The organism is Nonomuraea sp. NPDC049152 (assembly GCF_040648355.1).
Lineage (GTDB): Bacteria > Actinomycetota > Actinomycetes > Streptosporangiales > Streptosporangiaceae > Nonomuraea.
Window position 1 is genome coordinate 301088 of the sequence record NZ_JBEZDO010000006.1, and the last position, 22144, is coordinate 323231.

Consider the following 22144-nt stretch of genomic DNA (forward strand, 5'->3'; position numbering starts at 1 on the left):
GCCGTCAGGAGAGGGAGAGCGCGTGCGGCATGATGATCGGCCGTGCTGCTTCGCCTGGTCTATCTCGCCGTCACGAACGCCTTCGCCGCGCTGCGGTTGCTGCCGTTGGGGGATCGGGACAAGGACGTCGAGATTCTCGCCCTGCGCCACCAGATCATCGTCCTTGAACGGCAGTTCGGCGCCGACACCAGGGTGAGATTCACCCTGAGGACCGGGCCTTTCTCGCTGCGCCTCTGACCTCGTTGCCGCGTGAGGTTCTGCGCCGGGTACGGCTTGTCGTCCGGCCGGATACCGTCTTGCGTTGGCACCGCGATCTGATGAAACGACGTCACTGCGCCTGCCGAAAATGTCATCCGGCCAGGTCGCTGGCCTTGCAGGCATTCTTCTCTTGGTTGAGCAGAACGCCCTCGCGGCGCTCACGATGGCGGACCAGGGTTACGTGATCGACCTTGGCCGCACCACCCACTCCGGCACGGGCAGGGAACTGCTCGCCGACCATCGCGTACGGGAGGCATACCTCGGCCACTAGCCTCGGGCTGCCCTGGCCAGGAAGTGGACAGCAAATGGCCTGGGAACCGGCCGGGCGATGAGCCGATGCTCGCCAGGTCCGTCGCGGACAGTGGCGGGCTCAATGTTGGAAAGGCTGATCGATCGTGACTGAACGCCTGCGCGTGGCCGTGCTGGCGGGCGGGCCGTCCGCCGAGCACGAGGTGTCGCTCCAGTCAGCGCAGGCGGTGCTCCACGCCCTGCCGAGGGATCTGTACGAGCCCACCGCCCTCATCATCGACAGGCAGGGCAGGTGGTCGCTGGAGCTGGGCCGCGACCTGTTCGACGTGGTCTTCCCCGTCCTGCACGGGCCGTTCGGCGAGGACGGAGTCCTGCAGGGACACCTGGAGACATTGGGCATCCCGTACGTGGGCTGCGGCGTTCTCGCCTCGGCCGTGGCCATGGACAAGGTCGCGATGCGACGCGCGTTCCTGGCCGAGGACATTCCCGTCACCCCATACGTGTGGTTCACCAAGCACGAATGGGGTGCCACAACCGACCCCTGGAACCTGGTGAAGTCGCTCGAGTGGCCGATGTACGTCAAACCAGCCAACATGGGTTCCTCTATCGGCGTCTCGCGTGTCACCTCCATGGCGGAGTTGCGAGCGGGCATCGAGCTGGCGTTCACCTACGACCGGGTCGTCATCGTCGAGCAAGGCGTGAACGCGCGTGAGCTCATCTGCGGCGTCCTCGGCGGCTACGACGCCCCAGAGGCGTCGGTGCCCGGCGAGCTCCACATGAGTGGCGAGTGGCTCGACTACGAAGCCAAATACCTCAGCCGGGCCAACATCGCCACGATCCCCGCCGCGCTGCCCGAGCGGGTGGCCGAGGACGTGCGCGAGCTGGCACTGCGTGCTTTCCGCGTGATCGGCGGTTACGGACTGTCCCGCGTCGACTTCCTGTACGGGGAGGAAACGGGACGCCTTTATGTGCTGGAGATCAACACCATGCCCGGCTTCACCTCCCGTTCCGTCTACGCCAAGGCTTGGGCGGCCAGCGGCGTTCCGTATCCCGACCTACTACGACGCCTCATCGACCTGGCGTTCACGAGGAGTGGCTCATGATCCCCATGAGGCTGAGTGAGATCGCGCAGGTCCTCGGTGCCGACCTGCGCGACGTCCGCCACCCGGAGGCGCTGGTGACGGCGCCCTCGGCGGTCGACTCCCGCGACGTCGTGCCGGGCGGCTTGTTCGTCGCGACGGTGGGCGCGCGGGTCGACGGTCACGATTACGCGGCCAAGGCCGTCGCCGACGGCGCCGTGGCCGTGCTGGCCTCCCGGCCCGTCGGCGTGCCCGCCCTCGTGGTTCCCGACGTCCAGCTGGCGCTCGGCCTGCTGGCCAGGCACATGCTCGGCCACATCAGCCCGGTCGTGATCGGCCTGACGGGTTCCGTCGGCAAGACCACGACCAAGGACCTGCTGGCCCAGGTGCTCGAACGGCACGCGCCGACGATCGCCACGGACAAGTCGTTCAACAACGAGATCGGGCTGCCGCTCACCGTGCTGCGCGCTGATGCCACGACCCGGTACCTGGTGCTGGAGATGGGGGCCGGACGCAAGGGCGATCTGGCGTACCTCACCGAGCTCGCGCCGCCGCGCGTGGGCGTCGTGCTCAACGTCGGCGCCGCCCATGTGGTGAGAATGGGAGGCGGGCTGGCCGACGTGGCCGCCGCGAAGGGCGAACTGGTCGAGGCGCTGCCCACCGACGGATTCGCGCTGCTCAACGCCGACGACCCGTACGTCGTGGGCATGGTCGGCCGCAGCCGAGCGCAGGTCACCCTGTACGGCAGGTCGGCAGGAGCGCACGTACGCGCCGCTGACGTGCGGATGGGCGACGGGGCACGGCCCTCGTTCGAGCTGGTTACACCCTCCGGCCAGGCCCGCGTCGAGCTCGACCTCATCGGCGAGCACCAGGTGAGCAACGCCCTGGCCGCCGCCGCCGTGGCCACGACGCTCGGCCTGTCCGCCGACGAGGCTGCCGACGGGCTGAACGCAGCCAGGCGCCGCTCAACGGGCCGCTTGGAGATCCTTGAACGACCTGATGGCGTCACCATCGTCAACGACGCCTACAACGCCAACCCCGAGTCCATGCGTGCCGGGCTGCGCACGTTGACGGCGCTGGCCGGTGCCCGCCGTTCCATTGCCGTGCTCGGCGCGATGGGGCAGCAGGGGGACGCCTCGCGCACCCGGCACGCGCAGGTGGGCCGGCTCGTGGCCGAGCTCGGGATCAACGTGTTGATCGCGGTCGGCTCGGGGGATCCGGTCGCGATGGCACAGGAGGCGCAGTTGGCGAACCTGGGCGTCACCGTCCACCTCGCCGAGGGCGTCGCCGGGGCCATCCGCCTGGCCGCCGGGCTTCTCGAACCGGGGGACGTGGTGCTGGTCAAGGCCTCCAGCGAGATCGGGCTCGGCGCCTGCGCGCGCGAACTGGCCAGGGCCTGACGCCGCGGTCAGCGACACAGAGAGAACGTATGCAGTCACCTGCCGGGGTAGGAAGCGGCCACCGCCTGCGGAGGCGACGGCCGCCTGCGCGACCTCCGGTGGCTGCTGAGGGATGATCAGCGGCCGAGCGCGTCCAGCTTCTTCTTGATGATGGCCGCCATGCTAAGAGAGCCCCCGAGGTTCGGGTGGGCGGCGGCTGGGGCGACGCGGTCATCGGCGGTGAACAGCGGCTCGATCACGCGCCCCTGCGCCCGGCACATGTCGTAGCCGATGGTCGGCGTATAGGTGTCGACGTAAACGGCGCCGGCCTTGGCGGCCTGCTCGCGAAGCGCGCTGTTGAGCCTCTTGGTGATGTTGCGCAGGTAGCCGAAGTCACCGTCGGCGAAGGGCACCTGCGTCGAGCGGCAGCTCTCGCCGCTGTCCGGCAGCAGTGAGGGATAGCCGACCAGCGCGACCGTGGCCTTGGGGCTCTTCCTCTTGATGTCGGTCAGCACGGAGGCGATCCGCGGCTTCAAAGCGTCGATGCGGGCGAGGATCTGATCTTCGCCGCCTTTCTGGAAGTTCTGGCGGCAGGGGTCGCCGGTCGGCTGTGATTGCATGAGAGAAGCGCACGTGATGACGAGCTGCGTAAAGCCGATGTCATTGCCGCCGAGGGTCAGCGTGACCAGGCTGGTGTCCGGCTTGAGCGCTTTGATCTGGGGAGCCTGGTTGCCTTGCGCGTTCCAGATGCTGCGCGTGGTGGCGCCGCTGCACGCGACGCTCGTGAAACTCTGCGACTTGTACGTGCTGCGCAGGATGGACGGGTAGCTGCTCGTGGAACGGTCGCATGCCGCGTTCTCCACACCGTCGATGCCGTATCCGGAGGCGTAGGAATCGCCGAGTGCGACGTACCGCGCGGCGATCGAGCTGCTCGCGCTGGTTCCGGCAGCTGCGGCGGTTCCCCCGCCCGCGGTGACGAGCGTTGCACAGGCGCCGAGCACAGCGGCAGCCACCACGGTCGCGCGCTGAACGGGTCGAAAGCGGGCATAGCGGAACATGAAGTCTCCAGGGGTGAAGGTGATGCTGGGGTCATGACCCGCCACCGCCCGGTGCCGGGGCCGTTCGGCCAGGTCGGCGGCGATCCGCGACGATGGCAGGCCGGGATTTCCTGCAGCACTTTCGCGGAGCAGACTGCTCATCTACCAGTGCGTTTCATGTCCATTTGGTGCTCATACGAAGGACGCCCGCGGTCTCTGGCTCGGGCGGCAAGCCGCCGAATCAGAGCGTCCGGAAAGCTACAGTTATCCCCATGCCTTCGGGAGATGATCAGAACGTCGCGTTACTGGGGCGGCGGCTGCAGGCTGCGCGGGAGCGGGCCTTCGTCGGACGGGAAGAGGAGCTCAGCGCCTTCGGCTCGGCGCTGCGCGGTGGCGGCAGCGTCCTGTACGTACACGGTCCCGGCGGGGTCGGGAAGTCGGCGCTGGTGCGGCGCTTCGCAGAGGAGGCGGCGACCGCCGGACGGCCGGTGACGATGCTGGACGGGCGCACGCTCGAGCCGACTCCGGCGGCGTTCGAGGCCGAGGCCGGATCGGTGCTGCGTGACGAGCGCGCGGTGCTGCTGATCGACACCTTCGAGCGCATCCAGGGGCTGGAGGGCTGGCTGCGCGAGCGGTTCCTGCCCCGCGTGCCGGTCGATGCGACGGTCGTGGTGGCCGGCCGGAACCCTCCGGACATGTTGTGGCGGGCCGACCCCGGCTGGGCGGGCGCGCTGGAGGTCATATCGCTGCGTGACCTCGGGCCAGTGGACGCCGCGGCGCTGCTGGACGCCCGCGGCGTGGCCGCCGAGTTGCGTGGGCCGCTGCTCGCCTTCGCGGGCGGCCATCCCCTCGCCCTGTCGCTGGGCGCGGCGGTCGCGATCAAGGATCGCGACGCGAGCTCCCGCTGGATGCCCACGCAGGACGTGGTCGCCACCCTGCTCGACCAGCTCGTCGGCGACGTGCCCAGCGCGGCGCACCGGCACGCCCTGGAAGTCTGCGCGCACGCCTACGTGACCACCGAAGACCTGCTGCGTGCGGTCGTACCGGAGGACGCCGCGTCCTTGTTCGCCTGGCTGCGGCGGCTGCCGTTCGTCGAGTCCAGCAGTCTCGGCCTGTTCCCGCACGACGTCGTACGGGAGGTGCTGGAAGCCGACCTGCGCTGGCGCGACCCGCAGGGATATGCCGACATGCACCACCGCATCCACGCCCACCTGGCCGCCCAGATTCCCACCGCGGCCGACTCCGATGCGCTGGCGGCCGTCGGCTCGCTGTTCTTCCTGCACCGCGACATCGGATCGACGGCGGAGTTCCACAGCTGGCGCGGAGAGGGCGAGGTCTACGAGGACGCCTTCCGGCTCGAGGACACCGCGGCCCTGATCGAACTGGCCGCCGAGGTGGAGAACGGGGAGTCGGCGGCCGCCGTCGCCTTCTGGGCACGCCGCCAGCCACAGGCGTTCCGCCTCTACCGGCGGACGGAGACCGGCGATCTGGTCGCCTTCTGCTCCTGGCTTCGCCTGGACAAGCCCAGCGAGGAGGACGCGGTGGCTGACCCGATCACCGCGACGGCCTGGGCGAACGCCCGCTCCATCGCACCGCTGCGGCCGGGCGAGCACCTGGCGGTCGGCCGGACCTGGGTGTGCGAGCGATATCGCGGCATGTCGCCGGTGATGGACCTGATCCAATGGCGGGCCATCGGGTATTGCCTGCGTGCCGACCGCATGGCCTGGTCTTTCATGGCCATGCCGAGTGAGAGCCCCATGCGTGACTACCTCCGGCACTACGACATGCACGACATCGGAGAGCACGCGTGGCTGGGAGACACGGAGTACGCCCTGTTCGCCCACGACTGGCGGGCGGTGCCCGTTCAGGCGTGGCTGAACAGGCTGAACCGTCTGCTGCTGACCGGCACGCAGGACGTTTCCGCCGCCCAGACACCCGAGCTGGCGGTGCTGTCACAATCAGAGTTCACCGACGCCGTCCGCAAGGCCCTGCGCAACCTGTCCCGGCCCGCCGAGCTGGCCGCCAGCCCCCTCACCCGTAGCAGGCTCGTCGCCGAACACCCCGACTTCGACCCCGCCAAAGCTCTGCGCCAGCTCCTCGAACAAGCCATCGACGACCTGGGTCAAGACCCGCGCGCGACCAAGTTCCAGCGAGCCGTCGACGTCACCTACCGCCGGGGCGCCCCCACCCAGGAAGCCGCCGCGGAACGCCTCGACCTGCCCTTCACCACCTACCGCCGCCACCTGTTCACCGGCATCGACCGCATCTGCGAAGATCTCTGGCACCGCGAACTCTACGGAACGAACCAGGGCTGAGGACGAACCCACGCGGGCCTACTGCGTGGCACGCCACAGAGCGTGGGTGTCCAGGACGGTCTCGAACCGCTGCGCGATCCCATCCCGCAGATGCCAGACATGGATGAACCTGGCCTGCCCCACCTTGCCGCTGGCCCGGTGCACGCCCCTGTACTCGCCCACGACGAAGAGCTTGTCGCCGGCAGGAGTGAGCTCGAACGGGGTGACCTCGAAGTCGGCCCAGTCCGCGGCGATCGGTGCCAACGCCTTGTGGAGGACGTGCTGTGGACCGTAGTAGGTGCCACCGGTCTCGGCGCCGGCGACCACAGTCCACTTGATGTCCGGCGCCAGGCGCTCCGCGAACGCCTCCATGTTGCCCGCGGCAAGCGCCGAGTAGATCTCGGCGACGGTCCGGCGGTTCGTCGATTCGGTCGGGGTGAGGGTCTTCGTCCCGGTTTCCATCACGTACGGCTCCTGGGCGTTCACTGACGAGAAGAAGTCGAGCAGCAGCTTGTTGACCGCTTCGGGTGCTTCGAGCGGCATCCAGTGGCCGATGCCGTCCAGGCGCTCGTACCGCCACGATCCGGTGACGTGCTCGGCGGTGCCGGTCATGGACTGTTCGGTGAGGTAGCGGTCGCCGTCGCTCCACACACCCATGGTGGGTACGGGAAGGGGTGGGATGTCGTCAGGCCTGCCGAGCACCATTTCGGGCGGAATCCCCTTGCGGTAGATCGCCAGTCCCGCGGTCAGTGCTCGGGGATCGCGCATGCGGTCGATGACCTCGTCGGGTTCGGGGTGGGTGGAGAGCCAGTCCCGCATGTTCGCGAAGTCGTCCCGGCTCAGCCACTTCTCGGCGATTCCCGCGAAGTGGAACAGCAGGAAGTACCAGGACTTCTCTCGCTGTTCCAGGCCGGCGGACCCCACGGCACCGGGATGGCCGACGGACAGGCAGGTGAGACTGGCGACCCTGGCGGGCGCGGCGACGGCGGTCAGTTGCGCGAGCGTGGCTCCCCAGTCGTGGCCGACCAGGTGCGCTTGCCGTACCTCGAAGTGGTCGAGGATGCCCAGCAGGTCGCCGACGTGCAGGGCCAGGTCGTAGCTGTCCACGTCCTGCGGCTTGTCGGAGGCGCCGAAGCCGCGCAGGTCGGGGGCGATCGTACGGTAGCCGGCGGCGTTGAGCGCGGCCGCTTGGTGGCGCCAGAGCGCGTGGGTGTCCGGGTAGCCGTGCACGAGCAGGACCGCCGGGCCCTCCCCGCTGGCTTGAACCTCGAGACCGATTCCGTTGACCTCTACACGCATGACACGCTCCTGGACATGTGACTCCTTCAAGACGCGGGTGCAAACGAGACCCCAGCGTGGCGCCATCGTCTTGCCACTCCCCAGACCGTTCCCTGTCCATATTCCGTCTGACTGATTGCCCGGGACGGCGGGGTCCGGGCGCTGCGGCGGGCCCGTCGCCAAGGCTGCGTTCGTGGGGCGGTCTGCGAGGACGGGCATGGCCGGTCTGACCCTGACGACGCGGTGCTGCCGGACGGTAATTGGCCGGGAAACGGCCTGAACTATGAACTCCCGGATGGCTCATTCTGGGGCGACGCGGCCGAAGGTTGCGCAGCGTGGTCGGTCTGCGGGTCAGTGGTCGACATGGCGCTTGGCAGCACCAAGGAGTCGAAATGCGGGCAGTCTGGTTGAGGAAGTTCGGTGGGCCTGAGGTGCTGCTGGCCGAGGAAACTCCTGATCCCGTGCCGGGGGAGGGACAGGCCCTGGTCGAGGTGGTGGCCAGCGGCATCACGTACGTGGAAACGCTGGTGCGCTCCGGATCCGCGCCCATGCGGCTGCCCCCGCTGCCGATCATCCCCGGCAACGGCGTCACCCTGGTGCCGATGGGCGCGGCGTTCCCCTCGGCCGCCGCCATGCAGGAGCTGTCCGTGCAGGCGCTGGCCGATGGTGCCGTAGGTCGTCTGCGACCGGCCATCGGGCAGACGTTCCCGCTTGAGCGCGTCGCCGACGCACATGCCGCCATCGGAGCGCGTACGGCACTCGGCAAGACCCTGCTGATCACCTGAACATCGACGCTGACCGGCCACCGTCCTAGCCGGTCAGCACCTGTAGCCATGGGGGCGAGGGAGCCGTTGTGGAGCACTGATCGGCCATGGATCGGTCTGTGAAATCAACAGCGCCAAACCCGAGGCTGGCACGGCTGGAGAAGGGAGTTTTGATCGTGGAGAAGCAGGCTGACACGGCGAGGTTGCACGAAGTCCGCGCGGGGGTGTTCGCCTGGGTACGGCCGGACGGCACCTGGTGGGTGAACAACGCCGGAGCCGTGGCGGGCGACGACGGCGTTCTGATCGTCGACACGTGCGCGACCGAGCAGCGTACCCGCCTATTCCTGAAGGCGGTCGCCGAGGCGACCGGCGATGCCCCCGTGCGGATGGCGGTGAACACCCACCAGCACGGGGATCATTCATACGGAAACAGCTTGCTGCCGGACCAGACGGTGATCTTCGGGCATACGGCGATGCGGGACGCGCTGCTGGCCGACCCCCTCATCGACGGGTGCCCGCCGATCTGGACGCCGGTGCCCGATTGGGGGAACGTGACGCGCCGCGTCCCGTCCGTGGGGTTTCAGTCCGAGCTGACCCTCTTCGCCGGCAAGCGCCGCATCGACCTGCGGCACCCTGGCCATGGCGCGCACACGGCAGGGGACGTGGTGGTCTGGCTTCCTGAAGAGCGTGTGCTGTTCACCGGCGACCTGGTGTTCAACGGCCTCACACCGCTGCTGCTGATGGGGTCGGTGGAAGGGGCGCTGAAGTCGCTGGATTGGCTGGCGGACTTCGAGGCCGAGCACGTCGTACCGGGGCATGGGCCTCTCGCGGCCGCGAGCGATCTGCCGGAGATCTTGGCCGTTCACGAGCGTTACTACCGCTTCGTGCTCGAGGTCGCCCGAAAGGGGCGCGAGAACGGGCTCACACCACTGGCCGCCGCTCAGGAAGCTGACCTCGGTGAGTTCGCGGGATGGGGGGACGCCGAACGCCTGGTGCTCAACCTCCACCGCGCCTACGCCGAGGCCGTCGGCGGCGAGGTGGATCTCCTCACCGCTTTCGGCGACACGATGACCTGGAACGGCGGCCCGCTGCCGACGTCTGTCTAGGGCCGAGCCTTGACGAAAGGGCGCCCCGCCGTTGCATGGAGTGGCAGGGCGCCCTTTCGCCGCGATCAGCCGGCGTCCGGACGCCAGATCCAGTTCGGCGTCGAACCGGTGGTGGCGCGGGCCGTCAGCCGATGGCGGCCAGCAGTTCGCGGCGGAACAGTCCGGGTGCGGGATAGCGGGAGGCGTCGGCGCCCAGGCTCATGATCAGGTCGATGAGGCCGGGTCTGGCCAGGACGTGCTCGGCGGGCTCGAGCATCGAGCCTACGTCCGCGAGGGCCCGCACGAGGTCGGGGTGGGACACCTTGGCCGCGTCCAGCGCCCTGATGACCAGCCAGGCCGGGTCGGCGGTCTCGTACGGCTCGCCCTTGAGCACGGAGTCGATCTCGGCGAGCCGGTGCGTGTCCCAGTCGGCCAGCGCCCGGTAGTAAGGCGCGGCCGTGGTCTCGAGCGACTCGGCGAAGGCGAGGCCCAGCTTGACGTGATCCACCACGTCCACGGTGTCGATCGCGTCCCGCAGCAGGGCGCCCTGTACCAGGCTCATCGACAGCCCCAGCCCGAACGTGGTGTTCGTCGTCGCCCAGGCGTCGCCCACGGCGAGCAGGCCTGTCACCACCGGCAGCCCGTCGGCGACCAAGTCCCGCCGCCTGGCCTGGCCGGCCGACATGACTTGTACGCCGGTGAGCGGCTCGCCATGTCGTGCCCAGTGGGCGTACTCGGGGAACAGCTCGATGGCGCGGTCCCACGCGTCCACCTCCCGCAAGGCCCGCAGGTCCTGGTCGCGGCTTGAGGCCACGAGGATCAGGGACCACGTGCCGTTGTCGCCAGGCAGGGTGCCCGCGGTGACGGTCTCCTGGTGGATGAGCGGCCAGCGCGTGGCCTCCGGCAACCCGTTGCCGCTGTCACGGTAGTGCCGGGCGTAGTAGACGAACCCCGCCTCGGCTCGCTCCTCGGTGTCGCGGATCGGGCCGAGTTCGGCGAACATCCTGGCGAATTGCGAGTTGCGGCCGCTCGCGTTCACGACGAGGTCGGCGTGGAGCACCGCCCCGCCGCGGGTCTCCACTCCGGCGACATGCGGCACGCCGGACAGCCGTTCACTGCCGGGTACCAGCCGTGTGATGCCGTCACCCCGCCGGATGGTGACACCGGCGGTGCGCGCGGCGACGGTCGCCAGCGCGAACTCCAGGACCGGCCGGCGGGCGGCGATGGTCTCGTAACGCTCATCCCCCGGGAGCCGGCCTCCTACGGCAGGTGCGCCCCATGCACCGGCGATCATGTTGTGCCGCCTGGCGCCCGCCGTTTCCAACTCGGCCACCACCTCGGGCAGCTCTGCCTCCAGCAGGGCAAGCCCACGGGGCATCATCACGTGGGCCAGCCGGAACTGGCTCACTCCTGGCCGTTCCCAGGACTCCCACGACTGCGGGCCCGTCGAGAGTGGTTCTGCGGGGTCGCGTTCGAGCACGGTGACCTGGTGGCCCCGTCCGGCGAGAAGCATTGCGGTGGCGAGGCCGGCCGGCCCGGCTCCGATAACGATCACGTTCATGGTCATACCGCTTACGATCGGCCCGAGGGCCGCCCGTTCACCAGGCCGGATGGTGTCCACATTCTGCCCATGCGCGGCGACTGCTCATGTGCTCCAGTCCGATGGGCTCCCGGCTGCCATGAGGCGATGCGCCGACTCCGGAGCGAGGGCGAAGTCGGCCGCTGCTTCCGCATGCAGCCGCGCGCTCGGGAACACCGGGATGCCGATGCACCCTTCATCGATCAGGAGCTCGATTTCCGTGCAGCCGAGGACGACGCCTTCGGCGCCGTCGTTGGCGAGATCGGCGATGATCTGCGCATAGGCATTCCTGGATGATTCCTTCAGAACTCCGCGCACCAGCTCGTCGAAGATCACACGATGGATCAGCTCGCGCTGCTCGCGCTCCGGGACGACCACCTCAAAGCCCTGCGCGGCCAGCCGGTCCCGATAGAAGGGCTCTTCCATGGTGAAACGGGTTCCCAGCAGGCCGACCTTGCGCATGCCCCTGGCGCGGACTCCAGCGCCTACGGCGTCCACGATGTGGAGCACGGGAACATTCGAGGTCTGCGCCACCTGATCAGCCACGCGGTTGAAGGTGTTGCTGCAAATGAGCAGGACGTCAGCACCGAGATCCTCTAGTTTCCGCCCGGCGTCAACGAGCAGCGTGCTCACCTCGTCCCAGCGGTCGGCGAAGATGAGATTTTCGACCGTGGTGTAGTCGACTGACCAGATAAGGCTGTTTGCGGAGTGGCTGCCGCCCAGGCGCTCCCGTACCCGCTGGTTGATGATCTGGTAGTAGATGACGGTCGATTCCCAGCTCAGCCCGCCGATGAGACCGATAGTACGCATGAGACTCCGTTTCGTTACCTCGTGGTGGCAGGCTAGGTGGACTGCATGCTCATTTCACAGGCCGAAAACTGCCCAGTCGTCCCTGGCCAGGGAAAAGGGGCTCTGCGATCCCCTGCTGACGGCGCCGACGCGAGCGCCGTGCCGGCGAGGGGGACGGCCCGGCGACTGGATATGCGGCAGGTGTCCCTGGTCTGCCGTGCGGCGGAGGGTTCGGGCACGAACGCCGGCCAGGGCGATTCAGCGTAGGCACCGGTGGGCTACTGCCGGGGAACGGGTGCGGCCGGCGATGGACCGGTCGATGGTTCGGGCCGCTGGGATGAAGGCCTTCGCCTGCGTGGCGTCAGAGAGAACGGCCGAAGGCGGCCTCCGGCAGGAGGCCGCCTTCGGTGACCGGGTACCGGCCGTGGCCGGTGAGGCCGAGGTGTGTCAGCGGATGTCGCCGGCGGCGCGGCGGATGAGGTCGGTGACGGCTGCGGGTTCGGAGACCGAGATTGCGTGTGAGGCGCGCTTGATGGTGACGGTGTGGGAGTGGGCGCGCTTGGCCATCCACTGCTGGGCCCTGGGCGGGATGTTGTAGTCCTTGCCGGCGATCAGGGCGTAGGAGCGGATGTCTTTCCAGGCGGCCTTCGTGGCCTTCTCCTCCAGGGCGAGGGTGGAGGCCGGCCGCTGGGTGGCTGCCATGATCGCGGCGGTAGTGGCGGGCACGTCGGCGGCGAACTGCTTGCGGAACCTGTCCTGGTTGATGGTTAGCTCGGTGCCGGTGCCGCCGTCGGGCAGGGGGTAGGAGGCCTTGCTCAGGGTTTCGCCCAGGGTGCTGCCGGGGTACTTGCCGGCCAGTTCGGCGGCGCTCTCGCCGGCGTCGGGGATGAACGCGGCGATGTAGACCAGCGCCTTGACGTCCGGGTCGGCGGCGGCGGCCTGGCTGATGACCGAGCCGCCATAGGAGTGGCCGACCAGGACCACGGGCCCGTCCACGGTGTCCAGGACGCTACGCAGGTAGGCGGCGTCGCTGCTCAGTCCGCGCAGGGGGTTGGCAGTGGCGATGACGCGATAGCCGTCGCGTTGCAGGCGCCGGATGACATCGGACCAGCTGGAGGCGTCGGCGAAGGCGCCGTGGACAAGGACGATGGTCGGCTTGGCCTTGGATGTCTCGTCCTGCTGCGAAGCGGCGGCGCTGCTGCTTGCCGCGGTGGCGGTGAGCAGCGAGCCGACCACGACTGGGGCGATGGCCATGGTGGCGAGGGTGCGAACGACCGAGCGGGTGGGGGAGGAACGAGACATAGCGGTTCTCCTTCGAGGTTGTTACCGGGAGGTGGCGGTCTTACGGGGGCGAGTCACGGGTGTGCCGCGTTCGGCCTGGTTTTCGGCCATGCTGGAGCGTGGCGGACCGCGGTCATCGGGGATGGGTACCCCTCGGCGAACGGGCCGGCACGAGGCCAGCGCCGTGCCGACGACGAGCGAGCCGTTCACGTGTCGCTCACCGAGCAGGGCACGGCCCTTCGCCAGCGCACCAGCGCGCTCCCCGGATGACGGCTCGGCGGATCACCAGTCCGAGGCGACCCGCCGCCGATGCCGATTTACCGACTCTCGCGGGGGCTCAGGTGTTGCTCGGCTTGCGGCGAGAGGATCGTCACGCCACGGCTTCGACGGCCTTGAGGATGACATCGGCCACGGCGACGGGCTGGGAAGAGGGCAACGCGTGCGAGGCGCCGCCGATCTCTACCTGCTCGCGGGCACCGGCCCGTTCCGCCATGAACCGGTGCGCGGCTAGCGGGATGTTGAAGTCCAGTTCGGGATAGACGAACCAGGACGGCAGGTGCCGCCAGGCCGGCGGACCGGACTTGTCATGCAACGCCCGGTCGTTCAACGGTCGCTGGGTGACGGCATCCAAGGCGGCGCGCTCCGGCGGCAGGTCGGCGGCGAACTGCTGGTGGTAGCGCTCCTGGCGGATGTACAGATCGGTGCCGCCGTCGGGCAGCGCGACCGCGTTCAGCGTCTCACCGAGCGTGCTGCCGGGAAAGCGGCCGCTCAGCTCGGCGATGCTCTCGCCCTCCTCGGGGGCGAACGCCGCCACGAACACCAGCGCCTTGACCTGCTCGTCGCCGCGAACGGCGCCCGAGATGACCTGGCCGCCGTAGGAGTGGCCGACCAGGACGACCGGGCCGTCGAGGGAGGACACCAGGCCGGCTACGACATCGGCGTCACCTGACAGGCTACGCAGCGGGTTGGCGATGGCGATCACGCTCAGATCATGCTCGCACAGCCTGCTGACGACGCCGTTCCAGCTGGCCGACTCGGCGAACGCCCCATGGACGAGGACGACGGTGGGCGAAGTGGTCAAGATCGCTCCTAGTGGGTCTTCAGCGCGGTGGACAGGAAGTCGATGGCCTGACCGATGGCGGCCTCGGCGGCGCGGGTTGCGCGCAGGGCGTTGAGCATCACGAAATCGTGGATGACGCCCTGGTAGCGCACAGCGGTGACCGCGACCCCGGCCGCCCGCAGCTTGTTCGCGTACTCCTCGCCCTCGTCGCGAAGCACGTCCGCCTCGGCGGTGATGACCAGCGCCGGCGGCAGGCCCGCCAGCTGGCCGGTGGTGGCCCGCAACGGCGAGGCGGTGATCTCGGCCCGCTCAGCCTCGTCAGGGGTGTACTGGTCCCAGAACCACCGCATGCCGTCGCGGCGCAGGAAGTACCCCTCGGCGAACTCGTGGTAGGAGCCGGTGTCGAAGGCGGCGTCGGTGACCGGATAGAACAGCACCTGCGCCGCCAACGGAATCCCGCCGCGCTCCTTGGCCAGCAACGTGAGTGCGATGGCCATGTTCCCGCCGACCGAGTCTCCGGCGACCGCCAGGCGGGAGGCGTCCAGGCCATGGGCGGCACCCTGCTCGACCACCCAGCGGGCGGCGGTGTGGATTTGTTCGATCGCGACCGGGTAGCGGGCCTCGGGGGAAGCGCTGTAGTTGACGAACACCACCGCCGCGCCCACGCCGAGGGCCAGCTCGCGGGCAAGACGGCCGTGTGTGTGGTCGTTGCCGAACACCCAGCCCGCCCCGTGCACGTAGAGGATCACCGGGAGGGGGTCGCTCACGCCCGCCGGCCGGAACACGCTCACCGTCAACCCGTCGGCGACCGTGAGAATCTCCTTGCCGGTGCCCGGCACCTCGATCTCGGGCGTCTGGGCCTCGTCTACGGCCTTGCGGCCGTCGGCGGGATCGAGGTCGAACAGGAAGGGCGGGTTGGCGGTGGCCTCGGCGAAGGCCTGCGCGGCCCTTTCGAGAACCGGTTTGACAGTGGACATCCTGGCCTCTCTCCCTGTGCATGACGTGCCGCTGCGGCCTCACGCACCTCAGGCTGGCAAACCTGCCTTTACGGATGCATCAGTAAATCGACTGGTCTGTCGCTGGCTGCATCCTGAAGAGAGGGGACCTGTCTCCTCCGCGGATGGAGAGGCGGCTTGTCGGTGTCAGCGCCGGTCGGCCAGGGCGTCTTTGAGGAAGCTGCCGCCCTGCCTTACCGCGGCCACCGTGGGCGGGCTGTCCCGCAGCGGGTTCAGGAATGCGAAGTCGTGCACCGTTCCCAGATAGCGCACGCAGGTCACCGGCACCCCCGCCCGCCGCAGCAGGCGCGAGTACTGCTCACCCTCGTCCCGTACGACGTCCGCCTCCGCCGATACGACCAGGGTGGGAGGCAGCCCCGAAAGGTCCGCCGTGGTGGCCCGCAGCGGCGAGGCAGTGGGTTCGGCGATCTCATCGCCGTCGTCGGTGTACTGCTGCCAGTACCATTCCAAGGCCGCGCGCGTCAGAAGGTAGCCGGACGCGAACTTTTCCCGCGACACGGTGTCGCAGGACGGGTCGGTCGTCGGGTAGTACAGCAGCTGCGCGCGGATGCGGGGGCCGCCGCGCTGCTTGGCCATCATGGTGAGCGCCGTGGCCATGGTCGCACCGGCACAGTCGCCGGCCACCGCCAGCCTCCGGCCATCCAGCGCCAGGGCGGCGGCCTGCTCGACCAACCATGTCAGCACCGCGTACGACTCCTCGAGCGCGACGGGGTAGCGGGCCTCGGGAGTGCGGGTGTACTCGGGGACCACAAACACGGCGGCACTGGCGGCCGCCAGCTCGCAGATCATGCGCGCGTGAGTCCGCGCGTCGCCGAGCATCCAGCGGCCGCCGTGCAGGTACACGACCACGGGTAGAGGACCGGCCGTCCGTGGAGGCCGGAACATCCAGAAGCCGACGAGCCCGGAGGGGCCCACCGGCGCCACGGCGTACTCGGCGTCCACATCGAAGTCGTCGTGCGTGTGGCCCTGGATCTCCAGGAGCGCCTGCCGGCCGTCGAGCGGACCGAGCTGGTGCAGGTAGGGCGGTGCGGCCGAGGCCTCGACGAACCGCTGAACGAGGGGATCGAGGACGACGGCCAAGCGGTCGGGCTCTCCTGGGCCCGTGACGGGCTCGAAACTCACGCGCCTCACCTCTCCTGTCGTCGTAGTGATCAACGAGCAGCGGCCCACCGGCCGCTGGGGCGATCGCCCTCGGCGCTGCCCTCCGTCCGCGACGAACCGGAATCTCTGCCGCCTTCGGAGATGGGCGCATCCGCCGGACGGCTCGCCATGGCGGTCACAGATCGCCCAGCAGAGCGCGGAGCTGGTTGCGGCTGCTCACGCCGAGCTTCGGATAAACGTTGTACAGGTGGTAGCTGACCGTGCGGGGCGAGAGCATCAGCTGCTCGGCGATCTCCCGGTTGCGTAGTCCCTGGGCCGCCAGCCGTACGATCTGGCGCTGCTGAGCGGTCAGCCCCGCCAGCGCATCGGCCGGTGCGGGAGAGCCGGCGACGCCGCTCGCCCGCAGTTCACCTCGTGCCTCCTCGGCCAGGCCGATCGCGCCGAGCCGGTTGAACGACTCCAGCGCCGTGGCCAGGAGCGGGCGGGCGTCCAGCGGGCGCCGCCGCCTGCGCAGCCACTGCGCGTAGTGCAGCCTCGCCTGAGCCCGGACCAGCGGCCACTCCTCGCCGGCCGGGTTCACCGTGGCGAGCCGGAAGTGGTGCTCGGCGTCCTTCGGATCGCCGATGAGCGCGGCGGCGTGGTGAAGCAGCAGCGTCATCCGGGTCGTCGGCCGCGGGCCCAACGCGGTGCGCACCGCCGCCATGATGCGGGCCGCCTCTTCCCCCTGGCCCGCCCGCTGGGCGGCCGCCGCGAGATCGGCGACCGACCGGTGCGACAGGAAGTAGTGCAAAGGTGCGCCGTCCTCGTCGAACAGCAGCCGAAACCGGCGAAACGCGCCGTCGAAGTCGCCCGCCGACGCGGCGGCGATGCCGGCGGCGTGCAGCAAGCGCGCGTGTGTGGCCCGGTTCTCCTCCAGGCCGACGACCGTCCAAGCCGGGTCGGCCGGCATGACCGCGGGCTGACCGCGCAGGGCTTGGAGGGTCACCCGCAGCGCCTCGACGTCGATCTCCAGGTGCCGCAGCTTGTGGACGGCCGCGAGCGTCCCGGCCTCCTCCAGCAGGTCGTCGGCCTCCGCCCACCGCCCGGTGTCGATCAGCGCCGAACCCATCAACGCCAGCGTAGGAGCAGCAACGCCCATGGAGCCATACGTGCGGAACATGGCGTACGCCTGCCGGAGGGACTCCACGCACAGCACGGACTCGTCGGCCGCCCAGGCGATGCAGCCAACGGCGCTCAACCGGTTCATCTGCGCGACGCCGACCAGCGGCTCCGGCAGGTTCGGCCGCAAGGTCCGCCGCAACAGCTCGGGGGCGTTCGTCGGGTCGGCCCCAGCCAGGGTGGAGGCTCGAACCGCGTCGAAGGCCGCGATCGTCTCCAGCTCCGCGTAGGGCGTGTCGCCGCCTCCGGTCTCGATCCGGTCGAGCAGGCCCGCTATCCGCCCCCTGACCTCGGGCAGCCCCGACTGGAACGCGACCCCCTGGAGCACGGCGATCAGGGCGAGCACCGTCGTACCATGCTTCGGGGACTTCGGCTCCAGCGCTCCGAGCAGCACCTGGAACGCCTCCCGCTGGTGGCCGAACAACGACAGGGCCATGCCGGCGCCGCACGCCGCCAGGCCTAGCACGTCCGGATCATGAGTCAGCGCCGTGACCTTGCCGTACAGCTCGCGCACCCACGAGGGGTCGCCGGCGTTGTTGGCGGCCCTGAGCGCCTTGGCGTACCGGCGTGCCCGGTCATCCGCGGCGAGGCTGCACTCCGCCGACCGTTCCAGCGCCCGCGCCGCCGCGAAGAACCCGCCACGCCGCTCGGCGAGCTCCGCGGTGTCCTCCAGGGCCGCCGCCACCGACTCGTCGTGGCCGAGGCACGCGGCGGCCAGATGCCAGGCCCGGCGGGCCGGATCCGCCGTCAGAACGGCCGCGAGGTTCCGATGCGCCCGCTGCCGGAGGTAGGCCGGAGCCCCGTGATACGAGCCCGCACGCGCCAGCGGATGCCGGAAGACGACTCGCCCTTCCGCGACGGTGACCAGGCCGGCGGCCTCGGCGGGAGCCCATACCGCGATATCCGGCCCCGCGCCGGCGGCGGCCATGATCGTGGCGAGGTCTTCGTACTCCGACGCCGCCGCGTACAGGAGTAGCCGCTGGGTGATCTCCGGCAGGCCGCGCAGACGCGCTGCGTACATCTGCTGGATGCGCTCCGTCTGCGGCAGGCCACCACCGGGCAGCGCTCCCGTGCCACCGATCTTGGCCGCCCGGCACAGCTCGATGATGGCCAGCGGATTTCCGCCGGCCTGCTGGAGCAGGTCGATCCGCGCCCGGCCGGTGGGCGGGTGCGGCTGAGCGTCCACGAGGTCAGCCGCGGCCTGCTCGCTCAATGGCCCCAGGTGCAGCGTGGGCAGGTCCCCGGCGACACCCTCCGGGGGAGTCTGCCCACGCGACGTCAGCAGCACCGAAACGTCCTCCGCCGTGATACGGCGGGCTACGAAGCCGAGGACGTCGAGAGAGTCGCGGTCGGAGTGCTGGACGTCGTCCACGACCAGCAGGACGGGCCGCCGCCGGGAGAGGCCAGTCAGCAATGTCAGGACCGCCACACGCAGCAGCATCGGGTCCGGCTGGCCGTTCACCGGAGCGATGCCCACCGCGCTCTCCAGCGCCCCCCGCAGATGCTCGGCAAGAGTGCCGACCTCCGGCAGGACAGGAAGAAGCAGCTGGTGCAAGGACGCGAAGGACTGCTGCGACTCCGCTTCGCTGCCCTGACACGTCAGTACGACCCTTCCGCTGCCACGGGCATGGTCGGCGACGGCAGCCACCAACCTCGTCTTGCCCGCGCCGGCCTCGCCGAGCAGGATCAGCATCCGCGATTCGCCGCGCTCCGCCTCGATGACGTTCAGGATGCGACGGATCTCGGACCGCCGACCGACCAGGGTCATAGCTGGCTCGGCCCTACGCGTGGCGCTGTGCCCGCCGTCTCCACGATGCCTGCTCCGGAAGAGCTGGTGGACCCTGCGCAAGGGGCACAACCGGTCGGGTCGTTCACGGCATGCCTCCTCTCCCGTCGCATCACTGCCCTGAGGCCAGCGACTACTCAGCCAGGCAGGCCACAGCGTCGGAGCAGTAACGCATTCTCCCATGCCGCTCACACACGCCGGATGGCCGGCCAATCCGAACATCGCGTCCTCGCCGCGAGTCCAGCGCCGTACCCTCAGGCAGCGCGCCCAGGATCGCTGGATCGCGTTCGACAAGAGCGATTTCCCCCGTACGGCTTCGCCGTACAGGCAGGGCCGCCGTAGACCGGGCCGGCCATCTAGCGCGCCGTGCGGGCAAGTGACGGGAGCGCGAGGGAACGCATCATGCCCGCGACCTGCACGGATGAATAATCGGCACCCGCAATGCCATGCTCATGGCCGGTCTCCGATCGGGGTGACCGCCTGGGCGGTGGACCGATGCGTGTGACCGGCCATTGGTCGATGTCGGGCGGGGTCGGATGCCGGCCTGGGTTCAGGCCGGGATGAGGTCGAACATGATGGGCAGGACCTTCTGGCCGGAAGGTGAAGCCCAGTCGGCGGCGAGTTCCGCCAGGACCTGGTTGGTGGAGGTGATGTCGGCGCCGGCGCGTTCCATGCGGCGCAGGGCGATGTCGTCGGCATCCTTCCATCGCATGGTGCCGACCTGGTGGTCGATCAGCAGGATCGCGGCGTCGTCCGGGGTGAAAAGGTGGTTGTCATGGTGCGTTCCCTAGCGATGTGATCAATGGAGAGATGGCTGGCGACATAGGTGCATGTGGCTAGCCAGAGGTCATTCCGTGCACCTGTGCCAGGTCCTCCGGCGGGGACGGCTCGGCCGGCCTGCCACCGGCAGGCGCCCTCCGGGCGGGCCCCCGCCGTCGGCACCGGCGCATGCCGTCAGAGTGAGGAGAGGACCCGGATCCGGTCGGCCATGACACGCTTGGCCACGTCGGAGATGAAGGCGATGCTCTCGAACTCGTGCGGCACGCCCGGGTGAAGGTGGAACTCGACCGGGACGCCGGCCTGGCTGAGCCGTAGGGCGTAGGTGAGGTCCTCGTCGCGGAAGATGTCCAGCTGGCCGACCTCGATATAGGCCGGGGGCAGTCCGGCCGGATCGGCCACCCGTGCGGGTGCGGCGTGGGCCGGCACGTCGGGGCCGGCGATGGCGTCGCCCAGCAGCGCGCCCCAGCCGGTGCGGTTGTCGTCCCAGGACCAAAGCGCGTACGGCGCCAGCTGCGGGTCGGGGGTGAGGGTGCGGTCGTCGAGCATCGGCATGACCAGTATCTGCTGGGCGATCGCGGGCCCCTGCCGATCTCGCGCCAGGATCGAGACCGCCGCGGCGATCCCACCGCCGGCGCTGTCGCCGAAGACCGCGATGCGGGCCGGATCGACGCCGAGTACGGCGGCGTTCTCGTGCAGCCATACGAGGCCGGCGTAGGCGTCCTCGACCGGGGTCGGGTGCGGGTGCTCGGGAGCGAGCCGGTAGTCCACCGACAGGATCGGGGTGCCGCTGGCGGAGCCGTAGCGGGAGATAGCGCCGTCGAACAGCCCGACGTGGCCGAGGATCATGCCGCCGCCGTGGAAGTAGGCGGCCGCCGGTCCGGGCTCGCTGGGCGCGCCCTGCTTGGTGTACCAGCGCAGCAGGATCTTCTCGCCGTCGGAGGTGAGCAGGTGGTGGTCGGTGATCGTGACGTCGGCAGGCCTCGGCTGGGCCGCGTCGGCGTGGGCGATGAGCCCTTCCAGCGCGGCGCGGCGGCCGGCGACGTCCCCGACCGGCGGGGGCGTGCTGCCGGCCATCGCCGCGGCGATCGGCGCAAGGGCATCGGCAACCTGGGGATCAAGAGCGAAAGGCATAACAGGACTCCGTGTGGATGTGTCGGGGATGAGGGTGAGGAAGGGTCAGACAGTGATGACCGTCTTGCCGACGAGCCTCCCGGTGACCGCCTGCTCGTGGACGTCGGCGAGGTCTGCCAGCGGGCGCCGGTCGGCGACGTCGATTCGCAGCTCGCCGGCGTCGACGCGGGCGACTAGCTCCGCGAGCCGGGCGGTGTCGCTGCGGGCGAACGCCCGCACCGTCCGCACCCCGCGCGCTGTGTCCTCGGGAGCGGGAGTGGTGGTGCTGACCAGGACCCCGCCGTCGCTGACGAGGCCGACCAGGGCGGCGGTCTCCTCCACCGAGGTGGTCACCAGGTTGAGCACGACGTCGAACCGGCCGCCGGCGGCCTGGGTGACGGGGATGACGGTGTAGTCGATGATCCGGTCGGCCCCGTAGGCCCGGACCCGGTCGGCGCTGCGCGCGCTCGCGGTCGCGGTGACGGTGGCTCTGGCCCGCTTGGCGAGCTGGACGGCGTACCCGCCGACCGCGCCGCCGGCGCCATTGATCAGGATGGTCTGCCCGGCCCTCAGCTCGGCGTGCTCGAACAGTGCCTGCCAGGCCGTCAGAGCGGTCGCGGGGAGGGCGGCGGCGTCGGCCAGATCCACCGTCCGCGGAGCGGGGGCCAGCGCCTCGGACGGCGCGAGCACGTATTCCGCGGCGGCGCCGGGCGCGCTCATCGGCAGGAACGCCACGACCGGGTCTCCGGCGCTCCAGCCGGTGACGTCCGGGCCGAGCTCGGCGACGGTGCCGGCGACGTCGATGCCTGGCACGTGCGGGAAGACCAGCGGGAACACCTGCTGCAGGTACCCGGCGCGGATCGCCGCGTCGACCGGGTTGAACGAGGTGCCGGCCACCTTTACCAGCACCTGCGCCGCGCCGGGGACGGGGCGGTCTGCCTCCTCGTAGGTCAGGACGTCGCTGTCGCCGTAGCGGTGGAACCGGACTGCCTTCATGATCTCTCCTCGAGTTATTGCTTCGAATTCGAAGCGATGTGATGCGAAGACGGTAACCTGCTTCG

General features: G+C 69.8%; 19 protein-coding genes. 7 read left to right on the forward strand and 12 right to left on the reverse strand.

All coding sequences use genetic code 11. From position 1 onward, the window contains the following. Positions 1-42: 42 nt before the first annotated feature. From AB0B45_RS14615 to murF, 4 genes are all read left to right on the forward strand, one after another. Positions 43-237, forward strand: a complete 195-nt coding sequence (locus AB0B45_RS14615; RefSeq protein WP_358130110.1) for a hypothetical protein — start codon at positions 43-45, stop codon at positions 235-237. Positions 238-388: 151 nt separating this feature from the next. Beyond that, complete coding sequence (locus AB0B45_RS14620) at positions 389-529, forward strand: hypothetical protein (protein WP_358130113.1); 141 nt, start codon at positions 389-391, stop codon at positions 527-529. Positions 530-653: 124 nt separating this feature from the next. Further along, complete coding sequence (locus AB0B45_RS14625) at positions 654-1610, forward strand: D-alanine--D-alanine ligase family protein (RefSeq protein WP_358130116.1); 957 nt, start codon at positions 654-656, stop codon at positions 1608-1610. Next, on the forward strand, positions 1607-2986 hold the full coding sequence (gene murF / locus AB0B45_RS14630) for a UDP-N-acetylmuramoyl-tripeptide--D-alanyl-D-alanine ligase (RefSeq protein WP_358130119.1): 1380 nt from the start codon (positions 1607-1609) through the stop codon (positions 2984-2986). Before AB0B45_RS14625 ends, murF begins: the two co-directional genes overlap by 4 nt. A gap of 116 nt (positions 2987-3102) precedes the next feature. Here murF and AB0B45_RS14635 read toward each other — a convergent pair whose 3' ends face one another. Then, a complete protein-coding gene (locus AB0B45_RS14635) occupies positions 3103-4164 on the reverse strand; it encodes an SGNH/GDSL hydrolase family protein (RefSeq protein WP_358130121.1) in 1062 nt (353 codons plus the stop codon). Positions 4165-4274: 110 nt separating this feature from the next. Between AB0B45_RS14635 and AB0B45_RS14640 the strand changes: the two genes are divergently transcribed. Continuing rightward, the gene (locus AB0B45_RS14640) at positions 4275-6317 is read left to right on the forward strand and encodes an ATP-binding protein (RefSeq protein ID WP_358130124.1); all 2043 of its coding nucleotides are present in this window, start codon (positions 4275-4277) and stop codon (positions 6315-6317) included. Between the two features lie 18 nt (positions 6318-6335). Here AB0B45_RS14640 and AB0B45_RS14645 read toward each other — a convergent pair whose 3' ends face one another. After that, positions 6336-7595 (reverse strand): alpha/beta fold hydrolase, encoded by a 1260-nt coding sequence (locus AB0B45_RS14645; RefSeq protein WP_358130126.1) that lies wholly within the window; start codon positions 7593-7595, stop codon positions 6336-6338. A gap of 371 nt (positions 7596-7966) precedes the next feature. On the opposite strand from AB0B45_RS14645, the gene AB0B45_RS14650 reads away from it, so the two are divergent. Both AB0B45_RS14650 and AB0B45_RS14655 read left to right on the forward strand, forming a co-directional pair. Then, positions 7967-8359 (forward strand): zinc-binding dehydrogenase, encoded by a 393-nt coding sequence (locus AB0B45_RS14650; RefSeq protein ID WP_358130129.1) that lies wholly within the window; start codon positions 7967-7969, stop codon positions 8357-8359. 152 nt (positions 8360-8511) lie between these two features. Continuing rightward, positions 8512-9444 carry an MBL fold metallo-hydrolase gene (locus AB0B45_RS14655; RefSeq protein ID WP_358130289.1) on the forward strand — a complete coding sequence of 311 codons (933 nt, stop codon included), beginning with the start codon at positions 8512-8514 and terminating at the stop codon, positions 9442-9444. A 124-nt stretch (positions 9445-9568) separates the two neighbouring features. Here AB0B45_RS14655 and AB0B45_RS14660 read toward each other — a convergent pair whose 3' ends face one another. The 10 genes from AB0B45_RS14660 to AB0B45_RS14705 all read right to left on the reverse strand — a co-directional run bounded on the left by AB0B45_RS14660 (position 9569) and on the right by AB0B45_RS14705 (position 22079). Beyond that, the gene (locus AB0B45_RS14660; RefSeq protein ID WP_358130131.1) at positions 9569-10984 is read right to left on the reverse strand and encodes an FAD-dependent oxidoreductase; all 1416 of its coding nucleotides are present in this window, start codon (positions 10982-10984) and stop codon (positions 9569-9571) included. A gap of 84 nt (positions 10985-11068) precedes the next feature. Next, positions 11069-11812 (reverse strand): aspartate/glutamate racemase family protein, encoded by a 744-nt coding sequence (locus AB0B45_RS14665; RefSeq protein WP_358130134.1) that lies wholly within the window; start codon positions 11810-11812, stop codon positions 11069-11071. A gap of 426 nt (positions 11813-12238) precedes the next feature. Further along, entirely contained in the window at positions 12239-13093 is an 855-nt protein-coding gene (locus tag AB0B45_RS14670) for an alpha/beta hydrolase (RefSeq protein WP_358130137.1), read from the reverse strand. Between the two features lie 349 nt (positions 13094-13442). Continuing rightward, positions 13443-14153 (reverse strand): alpha/beta hydrolase, encoded by a 711-nt coding sequence (locus AB0B45_RS14675; protein ID WP_358130140.1) that lies wholly within the window; start codon positions 14151-14153, stop codon positions 13443-13445. Positions 14154-14161: 8 nt separating this feature from the next. Then, positions 14162-15109 (reverse strand): alpha/beta hydrolase, encoded by a 948-nt coding sequence (locus AB0B45_RS14680; protein WP_358130142.1) that lies wholly within the window; start codon positions 15107-15109, stop codon positions 14162-14164. Positions 15110-15274: 165 nt separating this feature from the next. Beyond that, the gene (locus tag AB0B45_RS14685) at positions 15275-16270 is read right to left on the reverse strand and encodes an alpha/beta hydrolase (RefSeq protein ID WP_358130145.1); all 996 of its coding nucleotides are present in this window, start codon (positions 16268-16270) and stop codon (positions 15275-15277) included. Positions 16271-16424: 154 nt separating this feature from the next. Further along, positions 16425-19175, reverse strand: a complete 2751-nt coding sequence (locus tag AB0B45_RS14690; RefSeq protein ID WP_358130148.1) for an AAA family ATPase — start codon at positions 19173-19175, stop codon at positions 16425-16427. 568 nt (positions 19176-19743) lie between these two features. Next, on the reverse strand, positions 19744-19905 hold the full coding sequence (locus tag AB0B45_RS14695) for a hypothetical protein (RefSeq protein ID WP_358130151.1): 162 nt from the start codon (positions 19903-19905) through the stop codon (positions 19744-19746). A gap of 242 nt (positions 19906-20147) precedes the next feature. After that, positions 20148-21104: an alpha/beta hydrolase gene (locus tag AB0B45_RS14700; protein ID WP_358130154.1), complete on the reverse strand. Its 957-nt coding sequence runs from the start codon at positions 21102-21104 to the stop codon at positions 20148-20150. Between the two features lie 45 nt (positions 21105-21149). Then, complete coding sequence (locus AB0B45_RS14705; protein ID WP_358130156.1) at positions 21150-22079, reverse strand: NADP-dependent oxidoreductase; 930 nt, start codon at positions 22077-22079, stop codon at positions 21150-21152. Between the last annotated feature and the right edge of the window lie 65 nt (positions 22080-22144).